Annotated in this window: 12 protein-coding genes and 1 riboswitch; of the genes, 7 read left to right on the top strand and 5 right to left on the bottom strand. The window is 43.7% G+C overall.

Annotated features, from left to right (window positions below):
- The first annotated feature begins 92 nt into the window (after positions 1 to 92).
- A riboswitch (Fluoride riboswitch) is annotated at positions 93 to 167 on the top strand.
- A gap of 96 nt (positions 168 to 263) precedes the next feature.
- On the top strand, positions 264 to 1,898 hold the full coding sequence (locus HCR01_RS14135; protein WP_193196801.1) for a cation:proton antiporter: 1,635 nt from the start codon (positions 264 to 266) through the stop codon (positions 1,896 to 1,898).
- Positions 1,899 to 2,049: 151 nt separating this feature from the next.
- Complete coding sequence (locus tag HCR01_RS14130) at positions 2,050 to 2,349, top strand: 30S ribosomal protein PSRP-3 (RefSeq protein ID WP_045870192.1); 300 nt, start codon at positions 2,050 to 2,052, stop codon at positions 2,347 to 2,349.
- Positions 2,350 to 2,621: 272 nt separating this feature from the next.
- Here HCR01_RS14130 and HCR01_RS14125 read toward each other — a convergent pair whose 3' ends face one another.
- Positions 2,622 to 2,798, bottom strand: a complete 177-nt coding sequence (locus HCR01_RS14125) for a hypothetical protein (RefSeq protein WP_226889337.1) — start codon at positions 2,796 to 2,798, stop codon at positions 2,622 to 2,624.
- A gap of 2 nt (positions 2,799 to 2,800) precedes the next feature.
- Between HCR01_RS14125 and HCR01_RS14120 the strand changes: the two genes are divergently transcribed.
- On the top strand, positions 2,801 to 3,676 hold the full coding sequence (locus HCR01_RS14120) for a DUF4351 domain-containing protein (protein WP_193196799.1): 876 nt from the start codon (positions 2,801 to 2,803) through the stop codon (positions 3,674 to 3,676).
- Positions 3,677 to 3,703: 27 nt separating this feature from the next.
- On the opposite strand, the gene HCR01_RS14115 is transcribed toward HCR01_RS14120, so the two are convergent.
- Complete coding sequence (locus HCR01_RS14115) at positions 3,704 to 6,229, bottom strand: cyclic nucleotide-binding domain-containing protein (protein WP_193196798.1); 2,526 nt, start codon at positions 6,227 to 6,229, stop codon at positions 3,704 to 3,706.
- A gap of 109 nt (positions 6,230 to 6,338) precedes the next feature.
- On the opposite strand from HCR01_RS14115, the gene HCR01_RS14110 reads away from it, so the two are divergent.
- The 4 genes from HCR01_RS14110 to HCR01_RS14095 all read left to right on the top strand — a co-directional run bounded on the left by HCR01_RS14110 (position 6,339) and on the right by HCR01_RS14095 (position 8,548).
- Positions 6,339 to 6,974 carry a transaldolase family protein gene (locus tag HCR01_RS14110; protein ID WP_193196797.1) on the top strand — a complete coding sequence of 212 codons (636 nt, stop codon included), beginning with the start codon at positions 6,339 to 6,341 and terminating at the stop codon, positions 6,972 to 6,974.
- 165 nt (positions 6,975 to 7,139) lie between these two features.
- A complete protein-coding gene (locus HCR01_RS14105) occupies positions 7,140 to 7,772 on the top strand; it encodes a Uma2 family endonuclease (protein ID WP_193196796.1) in 633 nt (210 codons plus the stop codon).
- 36 nt (positions 7,773 to 7,808) lie between these two features.
- On the top strand, positions 7,809 to 8,225 hold the full coding sequence (locus tag HCR01_RS14100) for a XisH family protein (RefSeq protein ID WP_193196795.1): 417 nt from the start codon (positions 7,809 to 7,811) through the stop codon (positions 8,223 to 8,225).
- The gene (locus HCR01_RS14095; protein ID WP_193196794.1) at positions 8,213 to 8,548 is read left to right on the top strand and encodes a XisI protein; all 336 of its coding nucleotides are present in this window, start codon (positions 8,213 to 8,215) and stop codon (positions 8,546 to 8,548) included. The genes HCR01_RS14100 and HCR01_RS14095 overlap by 13 nt, the downstream gene beginning before the upstream one ends.
- 348 nt (positions 8,549 to 8,896) lie before the next feature.
- Here HCR01_RS14095 and HCR01_RS14090 read toward each other — a convergent pair whose 3' ends face one another.
- The 3 genes from HCR01_RS14090 to HCR01_RS14080 all read right to left on the bottom strand — a co-directional run bounded on the left by HCR01_RS14090 (position 8,897) and on the right by HCR01_RS14080 (position 13,653).
- Positions 8,897 to 9,535, bottom strand: a complete 639-nt coding sequence (locus tag HCR01_RS14090; protein ID WP_193196793.1) for an antibiotic biosynthesis monooxygenase family protein — start codon at positions 9,533 to 9,535, stop codon at positions 8,897 to 8,899.
- Between the two features lie 125 nt (positions 9,536 to 9,660).
- Positions 9,661 to 10,401 carry an SDR family oxidoreductase gene (locus tag HCR01_RS14085; RefSeq protein WP_193196792.1) on the bottom strand — a complete coding sequence of 247 codons (741 nt, stop codon included), beginning with the start codon at positions 10,399 to 10,401 and terminating at the stop codon, positions 9,661 to 9,663.
- Between the two features lie 75 nt (positions 10,402 to 10,476).
- Positions 10,477 to 13,653: an efflux RND transporter permease subunit gene (locus tag HCR01_RS14080; protein WP_193196791.1), complete on the bottom strand. Its 3,177-nt coding sequence runs from the start codon at positions 13,651 to 13,653 to the stop codon at positions 10,477 to 10,479.
- Positions 13,654 to 13,757 lie beyond the last annotated feature (104 nt).

Raw genomic sequence — 13,757 nt, 5'->3', positions numbered from 1 at the left:
TATATCGTATATTTTGATAGGCTTTTTACCGAACTCAACTGCTAATACCAGAGATATTAATCAACAGCAAAAATGGTATTGTTGAATTAAAGACGATTAATGGCGATGGAGCTCGCCAAAACCGCTATCCCAGTCTGATCTGGGAGGCTGATGGCTCCTACTTTCCTGAATTACAGCAGGAGGGTAGGGCTTGGCTTAAAAGCATCATTTAACTCCCCTGTAGAAAGTATCTGTCTACAAATTGCACTTCCAGGAGTTATGGGATGTTAGCCAGTGTGTTGTGGATTTTGATGATGGGCTTTTTTGTCGGTCAACTTGCCCGTCGTTTGGGCGCTCCGCCTTTAATTGGCATGATTTTAGTTGGGATTATTCTTGGGCCGCAAGTGCGTAATGTCATTAGTCAGGATGTGCTAGGTGCTGCTGATGAGTTAAGAACTTTGGCGGTGATGATTATCTTGATGAAAGCTGGACTAGGGCTAGATCGGCAAAAGCTATCTCAACAAGGAACTGTGGCCCTACGCTTGGGATTTTTGCCAGCGATAACAGAAGCGATCGCAATTGCGATCGCTTCTATGTTAATTTTCCGTTTAAACTTTCCCACTGGATTGCTCTTAGGCTGCGTGATTGGCGCTGAATCTCCCGCTGTAATCGTCCCTGGAATGCTCAGACTTAAAAGTTTAGGCTGGGGTGTCACAAAAGGTATTCCTGATGCAATTTTAACTGGGAGTGCCTTATCTGATGTTTTGCTATTGCTAGTTTTCAGCCTCTTGCTGAGTTTCTTGAGTGACGGAGGTGTTGAGCAGATTTTTCTACCTGGGGGATTCACTTTAACTGCTCTACAATTACTTCCGTTACAAATCATTATGCAAATTTTGTTAGGAGTTTTGTTTGGCTATTTAGCAGCCCGTTTGCTAGTTTTGCTATTAACAAAACAAAACTGGACGCAGAACGCTGTTCAAGATACTTTGATTGCCGCAGGTTTAGCCTTATTGCTAGTAATTGTTGCTCACGCTGTACCTTACTTTTCTGGTTATTTAGCAGCAATGGCTATGGGGTTTTTCTTAATTGAATTAGATGCTCCTTTAGCTCGAAGATTGCGTATTGGATTTGACAGTTTATGGATAGTAGCCGAGATTTTTTTATTTGTCTTATTAGGAGCAACTATTCAACTACAAGTATTGGATAAAATTCTGTTACCTGGCATTTTAATTCTGGCGATTGGTTTATTCATCGGTCGAATGATAGGCTGGTATCTTTCGACTCTGGGTAGTAATTGGAATTGGCGCGAAAGACTGTTTTTATTACCAGGAAACTCTGCTAAAGCCACAGTCCAAGCTGCCATTGGTGCAATTCCCCTCTCTCAAGGCATTGCAGGAGGAGAGATAATTTTAGCGATCGCAGCTCTTTCAATTTTAATCACTGCACCTTTAGGGGCTTGGGCAACTATGACTTTTGCTCCTAAATTACTCACAAAAGGAGAAGTTGACCCCACCAAAGTCACGGTTACTGCTCGTACCTTGTTGCTAGCAGCGGTGGATACATCTATAACAACAGAAGTTTTAACCAAAGTTGCAGATTTGGCACGACGTAGTAATGGCGAAGTGATTGTTTTACATGTAATTAACACCTCGAACCAACAAGCTGTAGAACAAATAAACGAACAAGCTAAACGGTTGCTGTCTGATATCAGATATGAGTTTTTGACTACTATGACTGGCGCTGTTTCAGAGGAGATTATTCGTATTGCTCAGGAAAATCATGCCACTGCGATCGTTATGGGAAAGCGGGGACATCAACCTTGGGAACAAGTGCTGATTGGCTCAGTATCACAAGCAGTCTTAGAAACCAGTCCAATACCTGTAATCTTGCTGGAAAACCGTGAGCCTAAGTCAGTTTAAATCAGCTGCTCTTAAAACTATTGATTAATAGTTCCCATGACTCCATACCCAATGCCCATCCAATTACTGTTTAGTCATTTGGTAAGGTATTGCGTTAAAATAAGCGATCGCTATCCTAGTAAGTAATGCCCGGAAATTCCCGGAGGTGTGATTGACCAAGTTTATTTTGAAAATTTTGTGGTTAGACGAAAACGTCGCCTTAGCAGTCGATCAAGTAGTGGGCAAAGGCACAAGTCCTTTGACTAAATACTTTTTCTGGCCGAGAAATGATGCCTGGGAAGAGTTAAAGAAGGAACTCGAATCCAAACACTGGATTAGTGACCTAGATCGCGTCGAGTTACTCAACAAAGCGACAGAAGTGATTAACTACTGGCAAGAAGAAGGCAGAAACCGCCCGATGGCGGAAGCTCAGTTGAAATTTCCAGAAGTTGCCTTTACAGGTAGCGCCTAATCTCACCAAAACATTACTGAGCAATGATTCAGCAATGCTCAGTTACGCTTCCCCCTTGGCGTCTCATCCCACTTGGTACCCTTCTCCTATGGTCGCCGCTACGCGTTGGCATTAGCGAAGCGGTAGCGAGTCCTCGAGCGTCAGCCTCTCGTAGAGAAGGCAGAAGACCGCAGTGGCTCCCCTTGGAAGAAGTTCAGTTCGACGGTACTCCTGCCCTACGGGACGCTCCACGAACGCAGAACCCGTAGGGTAGCCGCCGCACCCTGCGGGTTCTATTTATTTTTAGGCGAGATATCGGTAGACGCCATACTTGGGCTGTGATAAAAATCTGAGTAGTGACCAAGAAAGCTGAGGGCGTAATACTGAGTTTCTTCGACCGAGGATGCGATCGCATCCTCAGACCACTGCACGAGATAATAACAATGCCTCGTTCCATTGTTGCCGACCATTAATGTCCTTTGATAATCTCTGCAAACTACTGTCCGAAAAATATCCAGAAAGTTTTGCTAGTTGGGTTTTGGGTACACAGCAAACAAGTGTCAAAGTCCTCAAAACCGAATTGAGTATTGAACCTATTCGCGCTGACTATGTGACGTTCTTACAGCTACAAGGACGCATTCTTCACCTGGAATTTCAAACCAAACTAGAATCCACACCACCGCTACCCTTACGGATGCTAGATTACTGGGTACGCTTGTATCGTTTGTATCGTCTACCAGTAACGCAAGTTGTCGTATTATTGCTTCCCCCCGCACCAGAAACAGTAATTGAAACTGCTTTTACAGTCGAAACTACTCATCATGAATATCGTGTGATTTCCATGTGGCAAGAAAATCCCGAATTATTCCTCAATGATCCAGCTTTGTTACCACTAGCACCACTGGCAGCAACCACGCAACCTCAAGCTTTGTTGCAACGAGTTGTGGGAAAAGTTAATCAACTTGAGCCAAAACAACGACCAGAAATTTCCAGTTACACCCAAATCTTAGCGGGGTTAAAATACAATAAAGACTTGATTCGACAACTATTTCGGGAGGGCATGATGCGCGAGTCAGTGATTTATCAAGAAATTCTCGCTGAAGGGGAACAACGCGGAGAACAACGAGGACGGCAAGAAGGACGGCAAGAAGGACGGCAAGAAGGACGAAAAGCAGAAGGGCAATTGCTCATTCTCCGACAGCTAACTCGACGGGTGGGAGAATTACCTCAAGAGGTGCGATCGCGCATTGAAACTCTTTCCTTAGAACAATTAGAAAATCTTGGTGAGGCATTGTTAGATTTTCAGGCGATCGCGGATTTAGAAACCTGGTTCACTACATTAGAGTAGCAGTATCCTTCTGTTGAAAAGGGAATATTACAACACAATAATTGCCCACATACTAGCTCCTAGTCCAATAGCTACTAAATGCTGCCAAAGCATTGTTCTAAGTGGTTGTCGTACTATTTTTTGCGTTAATAATATTGTCAGCAGCACTGAGAAAATCAGGGTTGCACCTTGCAAAAAGGCAATCACAGCTGGGTGTGCTATTAATATTGGTAACTGCTCACCATTTAAACCAAAAGTAGCAAAAGTCACAGGTAAAATTCGTCCACCTTCACCCAAGCCTAAACGCAGATAGTGAGCTAAGTTACCTCCCAAAACTAATGGCAGATAGCCATAGGCAAGCTCTACAAATGGTCGAGGTTTACGTTGAAAATTAAACAATCTAAGCAAGCCGTACGCTGCAAAAGTAGCTGCTGTTGGGATAATTAACACTAGCAGCGACAATCCCAAGTGCTGCCAAAACTGAGTTAAATCTACTTGTAACCCTAACCAAGATTGCAACTCTGGCAAACGATGCAGATATACACCGCCCAAAAGTAAAAACAATAATGCCACTTCATAGGTGCGGGGTACATGAGTCGTCCACAGTTCAATACCAGGGGGACGCAAATTGAACTCGACGGAACGATGCGGACAAGCTTTCAGACAAGTCATACATAGTACGCAATCTCTGTTATCTTGCAACTGAGCTGGGTGAGAATACAAGGGACATCCATTTGTTTCCATCCCTTCGCCCTTTTGCGGCCCACCTTTATAGCACTGATACGTGGTACAACTGGCAGAACAAATCCCTTGCTGCGCTCGAAGTTCCGTCATTGAAAGTTTGGCAAATAAACCATTCATCCCGCCAATGGGGCAAAGATACCGACACCAAAACCGCCGCTCAAAAATGGCAGAGAAAATCATTGCCCCAGCGGTAATTAATAACAGTAAACAAGCGGAAAGGTAGGCAGTATTTTCTAATTTCCAGAGTTCTTCCCACAAGAAAATTAGGGTGAACAGCCCAAACATAAACCATCCGCCCCATTTCTCAGCTTGTTGTCTCGGCCAGCGTTTGAGTTGTCTAGGAAACAACCATAGAGATAACTTTTGGGTAATTTCCCCGTAAATCATGAAGGGACAGACAGAACACCACACACGACCCAAAAAGGGAAAGAGAAATAGGAAAAAAGGCCACCACCAAGCCCAAAATAGATTTAAAACGAAATTGCGATCGCGTGTTTGAGGCCCAACAAATAACACTACGACAATGATCGCAAAAGCAGCTGCGGTAAAACCATAATTAATGCGATCGGGCCACCACGGACTACGCAGAAACTTTCGTAAACGGGGATAGGCATTTAAAAGATTCACCCGGAATTGCTTTTTTTTAGTGTCGGCTGACCAAAAGATTTCTTCTGTTAATTCACTAGCACCCTGCGCTTGGACTATTGCCCGTTCTACTAGATTTTTCAACTCTTTGAGATTGCCAGGAAAATCGTAGGATTGTAAGCGGCGTAAAGCTTCTGGGGTAATGTGTGGTTTAGAAATACCTCTAGCCTGTGTGTAAAGACTAGTGTAATATTCTACCTGAGTTTGAATGTCAGCTTTCCGTACCCGTAATGGCGGCACTTTAATAACATGACCAACACAACGTTCAATTGTCGGCTGAGTTTTTTCTGAAACAATCAGAATACGTGCTTTGCTAGGGCGAGGTTGAGCGGTTGGCTCTCCGGAACGAGTAACGGGAGTATATGTGCCAGTTTTTAGCAACTGTGTCACAGCAGGTAATAACTCGCTTGGTAATTCTTGGATGTTATTAAAAACTAGAGTACCTTCCCCTAGCCATTCCAACAGTCCTGGTTTGCCGCCAAAACGACCGAATAAATCTGCACCGTTAGTTTGGAGAATACCACAATTAACTTTAATAATTGGTTCTCGCCTTTTTGGAGAACCAAAGTGGATGAGAGCAGCTATATTGTCTTTTTCTAGCCCTGGTTCCCCGAAGATATCTACTGATTTGCGGTCAGCAGCAGCTTCTCTAATTTGCTCTCGTAAACGTACAGCATAGCGACTTGTACCGACAATTCCCCGTTGTGCTTTGGTAACTAAATATGGTCGTAAAGCAAGGGAACGTTCTTGTTCATAGCTTAAAGCAGATGTTACCTGAGCCAATTCTTGAGCTAATTGGCGGGAAAAAGCTTGATTAATTTCGGGGTATTGGATAGCAAAAGCGCGAAATTTATCAGCGGGTACAACCCACAAATGACACTCTGTTAAGGCGGTAATTGTAAATGGAGTTGATTCATCCAACAGCAGTTCTTTGAGGTGAATTACTGCTCCTGGGAGGAATCCACAAGCTAAAGCTGGGTTGGTTTGATTGGTGCTACTGCTTTCAAGTTGACCTTGGATGAGAATATAAAGCGCTTCTGGAGGAGTGCCTTCACTAACTAAGTTGCTTTGGGCTGGTACAACTTGTTCTTCAATGACTTCGGCGATCGCATTCAACACCGTAGGTGAGAGAATTCCTAAAGTCGAGCGCTCTTGTAGCCATATAACCGTTTCTGGAGATGTCATCCTGGTTTCTCCGCGCAGGCTGCTGTATAAAAGGAATTATCTCGTAAAAGGGACTGAGGATTGGAGATTAGGTACTGGGAATGTCGGGTAATTTACTGGAGGAAAAATTATGGCATTATATCTGGACTCAGCGATCGCATCTGATGCTGAAGCTGTTAAGCTTTGGAGTTGGGTAAAGGGCATTACAACCAATCCCACGCTTTTGGCTCAAAGCGATACCCCACCAGAAACTACGCTCAAAAAATTAGTTACCTTGACATCTGGGCCGCTATACTATCAACTTATGGCATCTAATAAAGATGAGATGCTGGCTGAAGGTAGGAAAGCTTTTGAAATTATTGGTTCGCAAACAATATTAAAGATTCCCGCAACACCGATAGGGTTTGAAGTAGTAGCGAGTCTATCACCAGAGATTACTTGTTCGGTGACAGCGATATACAGTGCAGCACAAGCAGCAGTAGCACGGGAGGCAGGGGCTAAGATTGCTATAGCTTATGTAAATCGCGCTACTCGGTTATTAGGTGACGGTATTGCCTTAGTGCGGGATATGGCTAGTGTACTTAAAGGTAGCGATACAGAAATCCTGGCAGCTAGTATCAAATCTCCCCAAGAAGCAGCAGAATCGCTACAAGCTGGAGCGCATCATCTAACTTTACCTTTAGCAATGTTGCAGGCGATCGCAACTCATGAATTCTCACAAAAAACTGTTGAAGAATTCGCTAAAGGAGGCATCGGTTTAAAATAATTCATAATTCATAATTCATAATTCGTAATTAAATATGAGTTTGTCTGATGTGCCTAATCTCTGGGTTCCGTTAGCACTTTTGGGTTTAATTATCCTGGCTGCTGTATTTTTTAGTCGCGGCAACTGATTTTTAAAGTATTACAGTGGAGTGGAGGTGCTAATTATATGTTTGCTGTTGTTACACCAGATACAATTCATTTGCCTCCAGGAGCGGTAGTACGCTTACCCGGAAGTTGGCAAGACTATCAAGCACTGAATGAACAACTGGGCGATCGCTCATCTCCTCGCATCAAGTATCGAGATGGAGAGATTCTTTTGATAGCACCGCTCCCAGAACATGGACGTAAAGTAAGTATAATTGCACATGTAGTCAAAGTTTTGCTCGATCATTTGGGACAGGAATACGAAGCATTTACCCCAATTACATTGGAACTACCACAGGCAAGTGGTATTGAACCAGACTACTGTTTTTATATTGAGAACTGGAAGGCGATCGCAGGTAAAAATCGCATCAATTGGAGCGTTGATCCATCACCTGATTTAGTAGTAGAGATAGACATAACAAGCTACACGGATGTGAATGATTATTTACCCTATCGAGTACCAGAAGTTTGGTTGTGGAGAAACCAGTTGATGATTTATAGATTACAGGGCGATCGCTACACTGTTGAAACCAGCAGCCGCTATTTCCCGAATATTAATGTGTCAAAGGTAGTCGTGGAGTGTTTGCAAATTGCCTATGAGCGTAATACTAGCACCGCCATTCGAGAATTGCGACGGAAGTTGGCAAGCGAGTAAATATGTTGCTTTGCGATCGCTTCAATGTGAGGAGAAATGGCTGCCAAAGACCTATTCCATGATGCTGTAAAACAAGCACTTCTAAAAGAGCAGTGGGTGATTACAGCAGATCCGCTAAAAATCAGGATCGCGCGTGTAAAGTTTGAGATTGACTTAGCAGCAGAAAAAGTCCTTGCAGCTGATAAAGCGGGGCGAAAAATTGCAGTTGAAGTCAAAAGCTTTCTTAATAGCTCGGTTATCACAGACTTTCACTCAGCACTGGGGCAGTTTTTGAACTATCGCCTTGCATTACAGATGAGTGAACCAGATAGAACATTATATTTAGCGGTTCCCGTTGATACGTTTGAGTCGTTTTTTCAAGAGCGATTCACTCAGGAAGCTGTCAAGCTTTATCAAGTAAAGTTGGTGAGCTATGATCCACTTCAGGAGGTAATTGTCGAATGGAAAGAGTAGAGCAGTACCGCCAGAGCATCCGGCAACTGTTAACGTCTCACGCTACTTTTGATAGTGGCAGTTCAGACATTGAGTCTCAGCTTGTGTTTGATACAGAACATGACCACTACCAGCTTTTGGAAGTTGGCTGGGAGGGACTTAAGCGAGTTTATAACTGTGTCATGCATTTAGACATCAAAGATGGCAAGATTTGGATTCAACGCAATATGACAGATGTAGATATTGCACAAGAATTAGTAGAGATGGGTGTGACAAAGGAAGATATTATTCTGGGGTTACATCCGCCATATAAGCGTCCCTATACCGGGTATGGAGTTGCTTAAAGAAAAGTGTAACCCTAGCATATCAAGTACCAGAAGCTTAGAGCTAATCTGCATCTGCTATTTTGGTTGTCGCTAATCCCCTTCGTCACTAGCTCTGTTGGTAAACTGGTTTGGGGCGCTCAAATTGATTGTTTTCTTTTAATGAATTCATGAAAATTACCCTGTATATTAATAAGCAACAACGCGAAGTATCTACCTATAAGCTTCGCGTTTATTGGCAAAAAAGAGCGCTTAGTTGATCTTCACAATAGAAAATAGTTAGCGACGATGTTAATCTTGAAACTTCCCTTGAACTTGTAATAAACGACGATGAAGATGTATTATAAAAAGCGATCGCTTATGTTTTAATCAATCAGCAGGTTCAGTAAATACAACCTCGTAGAGATGAAATTCGTTTTCTGCCAGACCTTGCCAATATTCACCTAAAGTTGCATACTTTGGATCTTTCAATAGTTCCTCAAAATCTGCAAAGCTACGCCACTGACCATAATTTACATTGTGTACCCCATCCAACGAACGGTGAAAATTACCAGATAGAAGTCCTGGATTTTGCAATCCAACTGGTAGGTATTCTCTTTCCAATTCCACTAAGCGTTGCTGGTTTTCTGGCTTTACCCGAAATTCTGCAAGGTGAATCAAACCACCTTTAGTAATTTTGAGTGTGGCATCATCTGGTAAGGAAACGACGACTTCGTAGATATGCGACTCGTGGATTTGGAATTGGAAAACCTTTGCTCCTAGCTTTTGGGTTTCGGAATTATTCACAAATGCTTGATAGTCTTCCAAGGTTTTCCACTGAGCATAGTTCATTACCCGTACACCATCTATACTTTTGTGGATGCTGGATGAGACGAAACCTGGTTGATGTTTTACCCCTGTTTCTAGAAATTCCACAATGGTATCAACTAGTTCCTGCTGACGTTCAGGTTCGACTGCGAAGATAATTATGACGGTAATTACATCGTTGTTCTTGGCAATAGTAGGCATTTTGATACCTCTTTAAGATGATTGGGGGCAGGGGGCAGGGAGCAGGGGCAGAGGAGAGTTAGAACTGGATTTATCCACCTTGGAACCTCAAAGCTTCCAATGCCCAATGCCCAATACCCATGAACTCACGCGATTCCACCATTCACACGCATGTTTTGCCCAATTATCCATCGGGCTGCGTCACTAGCGAGAAACGCTACTACGTTGGCGATTTCTTGCACGTCTCCTAGTTTGCCAAACGCCGCCATTTGAGCTAAACGGTCGATTTGTTCTTGGGTTTTGCCTTCTCGAAACAGTTCTGTATCGGTGGGGCCAGGAGAAACAAAATTAACTGTAATACCCTTTGCTCCCACTTCTTTAGCTAGTACCCGCGTAATTTGTTCAACAGCACCTTTAGTTGCTACATAGGCGCTATAAGTTGGCAGCATCATCGCTGTGGTGGATGAAGAAAAGTTGATAATCCTTCCCCCTTCTGCCATATGTTGCGCGGCTTGTTGGCAAGCAAAATAAGTACCTTTGACATTAATTGCAAAAATTTTGTCGAAATCTGCTTCTGTAACTTGAGTAATTGGCTGATAAGTCGCAATTCCGGCATTGTTTACCAAAATATCAACTTTACCAAAGTGGTGAATTGTTTGCTCAAACAACCGTTGAATATCAGCTACTTTGCTCACATCAGCTTGTATAGCAATTGCCTTTACTCCCAGCTTTTCAATTTCTGCAACAACTTCCTGCGCTTTGTTTGCATTACCCGCATAGTTAACGACAACAGACGCACCATTACTAGCTAATTTGAGGGCGATCGCTCGTCCAATTCCCCGCGATGCACCAGTAATAATTGCAACTTTTCCAGTTAATTGTGCCATAGATACACCTGAGTAAAATAGTGCTGAGTCCTGAGTCAAGAATTATCTCCCCCTGCTCCCTGCTCCCCTGCCTTTTTACCGATGGCTGGTGGCAGAAGGAACTTTGTCATCATGACTAGAATCTAGCTGCTGAGGCTGACGACGTGGACTCATGCGATCGCGAATGTTCCCAATTACGATATACAGAATTGGTACGATAAATAGACTCAAGAAAGTTGAGACAATCATCCCGCCAGCCACGGCTGTACCAAGAGATTTTCTACTGGCTGCTCCTGCGCCTTCAGGATTTACCAATGGCCAAACACCCAAAATAAAAGATAAGGAAGTCATGAGAATGGGTCGCAAGCGTTCTTGTGATGCTTGTATTGCGGCTTTGGTCAGCGAAAGACCTTGTTCCCGTAGTTGGTTGGCAAATTCTACAATCAAAATGGCATTTTTACTTGCCAGACCAATCAACATCACCAGACCAACCTGGCAAAATACATCGTTGGCTAGACCACGCATCGACTGCGCCAATAATGCCCCCAAGATGGCTAGGGGAACTGAAAACATAATAATCAGTGGGTCAACATAGTTCTCATACTGAGCAGCCAGCACGAGAAAGACGAAGACAAGTCCCAATCCAAAAATTAAGGGCGCTAAACCTCCAGACTGCTTTTCTTCAGCGGTAATTCCCGCCCATTCGTAACCCATACTTGCTGGTAAAACCTCTTTTGCTAATTGCTCCATTGCTGTGGTTGCTTGTCCAGAACTGTAACCAGGAGCCGCAGAGCCATTAATTTCAATTGAGCGGAACAAGTTGAAGTGATTAATCGTTTGCGCTCCGGTAGCAGGAGTAAGTTTTACCAAATTACTCAAGGCAATCATCTGATTGTTGGCAGAGCGAACGTATAGTTTACCGATATCCTCTGGGTTGGAGCGGAACTGAGCATCTGCTTGGACATACACCCGGTAAGTCCGCTGTAGTAAATTAAAGTCGTTGACATACCGCGAACCCAAGTAACTCTGTAGGGTATTAAAGATATCGTCTATATCTACTTGCAAAGATTTGGCTTTGTTGCGGTCTACTTCAATCAATATCTGAGGCGTATTTGCACTAAAAGTGCTAAATACAGCTTGCAATCCTGGTGTCTGATTACCGCGCTCTAACAACTGACCCATAGTTTGCAACAGGTTATCTAAGCCGCTGTTACCTCTTCTGTCTTGTAGTTGAAATTGGAAACCGCCAAAACTGCCTAAACCCTGAATAGATGGCGGATTAACTGGGAAAATTCTCGCTTCGGGAATTGCCGATAGTACTCCTGTCAACTTGCCAATGATAGCCTGCGCTGACTGCCCTGGTTCGTGGCGATCGCCCCAAGGTTTGAGCGTCGTAAAAATCGCCCCACTGTTGGCCGAGTTGCCACTAAAACCAAAACCACCGATGGCGAAAGTACCCGTAACTTCAGGCAATTTCAGGATTTCTTTTTCTACCTGAGCCATGACTTTGCTGGTGTAGTTAAGCGAAACCCCTTCTGGACCTTGAATAATGGTGATGAAATAGCCTTGGTCATCATCGGGGATAAATGCTGTGGGTACGCGAGTGTAAAGCCAGCCTGTAAACCCCAAAGACAATACAAATAGCAGCACAATGATCGCTTTTACACGGTTCAGACGGTAGAGCGATCGCTCATACCCCTTACGTGTCCAATCAATAAACCTGTTAATTCGTTCAAAAATCCAGCCCAACCAACCACGTGATCTTTGTCCTCGCCGCAGCAGTAGAGCTGAGAGGGAAGGAGTTAGAGTAATCGCCAAAAAGGTAGAAATCGCCGTCGAAAAGGCGATTGTTAGAGCAAATTGCTTATATATCTGTCCTGTAGATCCTGGGAAGAAGGCGACGGGGACAAATACAGCCATTAGCACTAAGGAAGTCGCAATTACTGCTCCAAACAGTTCCTTCATTGACTCAGAAGCAGCCTGACGGGGCGACATACCCTCATCTTCAATTAAGCGAGAGATATTTTCGACTATGATTACTGCGTCATCAACTACTAACCCAGTTGCCAAGGTTAAACCAAACATAGTTAGGGTGTTGATGGAAAATCCGAAAACTTTGATAAAGGCAAAAGTGCCAACCAAAGTTAAGGGAACGACAATCACGGGAATCAATGTGGTGCGCCAGTCTTGTAAGAAGATATAAATTACCAAGACCACAAGAGCGATCGCTTCTATCAACGTCTTGACCACTTCTGCTAGAGACGCTTCTACAAAGAGTGTTGTATCAAAAGCTACTTCATACTCCATTCCCGGCGGAAAACTCTGCCTCAGTCGTACCATTTCAGCTTTCACTGCTTTAGCAACGTCCAAAGCATTACTCCCCGGAGTGGGAAATATCCCCATACCCACACCCTCATTGCCTTTAAATCGCAAGAAAGTGCTGTAATTTTCCGCTCCTAGTTCCGTCCGACCCACATCTTTCAACTTGATCAGTGCGCCATCCTCACCGGTCTTGATCACCATGTCAGCAAATTCAGTTGCCTCACTCAACCGACCAAGAGCTTGCAAATCTATTTGATACATCTGCTCTGGCGATGTTGGCTGCTGCCCGATTTGCCCAGCACCCACCTGTAAGTTTTGTTCATCGAGTGCATCGATCACATCCTGGGCAGTGAGGTTACGACTAGCAAGGCGGTTGGGGTCGAGCCACAGACGCATAGCATAGCGACGTTCACCAAAAATCTGTACGTCACCCACACCCTTGATTCTTTTGAGGGCATCTACTACGTATAGGTCAACGTAATTACTTAGAAATACATTGTCGTAGTCTTTGTTATCTGAGTAAAGCCCGATCGCCAAAAGAATGTTGTTAGATTGCTTATTAACAACGACTCCCGTTCGCTGCACAACTTCTGGTAACAGCGGTTCGGCTAGAGACACACGATTTTGCACATCGACCGCTGCAATATCTTTATCTCGCGATGCATCAAATGTGACTGTAATCGTACTTGTGCCATTGTTACTGCTACTTGAGGTCATATACTTCATGCCCTCAACGCCGTTAATTTGCCGCTCTAAGATAGTCGTAACCGTATTTTCTACAACTTCAGCAGTGGCACCGACATAGTTAGCAGTAACATTAATTTGAGTCGGGCTGATCTCTGGATATTGATCTGTGGGCAATGTTGGAATACTGATTGCTCCTACCAGCAGAATGATGATGGCACAGACACTCGTAAATACAGGTCGCTTAATAAAGAAGTCAACAAACATGGGTATTGGGTATTAGGTATTGGGGATTAGGTATTAGGGATTGGGTGTTGTATTGGTTGTTGGGTATTTAAGTATTGGGTCTTAAAGATTGGATATTTAGGTAT

The organism is Nostoc sp. MG11 (genome assembly GCF_014904695.1).
Lineage (GTDB): Bacteria > Cyanobacteriota > Cyanobacteriia > Cyanobacteriales > Nostocaceae > Komarekiella.
This window is presented reverse-complemented; position numbering and strand designations above follow the sequence as displayed.

Coding starts and splice junctions, on each gene's coding strand:
- HCR01_RS14085 (WP_193196792.1), bottom strand. CDS start 10,401: ATGGCACAATTAACTGGAAAAGTTGCAATTATTACTGGTGCATCGCGG.
- HCR01_RS14095 (WP_193196794.1), top strand. CDS start 8,213: ATGGAAAGAGTAGAGCAGTACCGCCAGAGCATCCGGCAACTGTTAACG.
- HCR01_RS14120 (WP_193196799.1), top strand. CDS start 2,801: ATGTCCTTTGATAATCTCTGCAAACTACTGTCCGAAAAATATCCAGAA.
- HCR01_RS14125 (WP_226889337.1), bottom strand. CDS start 2,798: ATGGTCGGCAACAATGGAACGAGGCATTGTTATTATCTCGTGCAGTGG.
- HCR01_RS14115 (WP_193196798.1), bottom strand. CDS start 6,229: ATGACATCTCCAGAAACGGTTATATGGCTACAAGAGCGCTCGACTTTA.
- HCR01_RS14100 (WP_193196795.1), top strand. CDS start 7,809: ATGGCTGCCAAAGACCTATTCCATGATGCTGTAAAACAAGCACTTCTA.
- HCR01_RS14135 (WP_193196801.1), top strand. CDS start 264: ATGTTAGCCAGTGTGTTGTGGATTTTGATGATGGGCTTTTTTGTCGGT.
- HCR01_RS14105 (WP_193196796.1), top strand. CDS start 7,140: ATGTTTGCTGTTGTTACACCAGATACAATTCATTTGCCTCCAGGAGCG.
- HCR01_RS14110 (WP_193196797.1), top strand. CDS start 6,339: ATGGCATTATATCTGGACTCAGCGATCGCATCTGATGCTGAAGCTGTT.
- HCR01_RS14090 (WP_193196793.1), bottom strand. CDS start 9,535: ATGCCTACTATTGCCAAGAACAACGATGTAATTACCGTCATAATTATC.
- HCR01_RS14080 (WP_193196791.1), bottom strand. CDS start 13,653: ATGTTTGTTGACTTCTTTATTAAGCGACCTGTATTTACGAGTGTCTGT.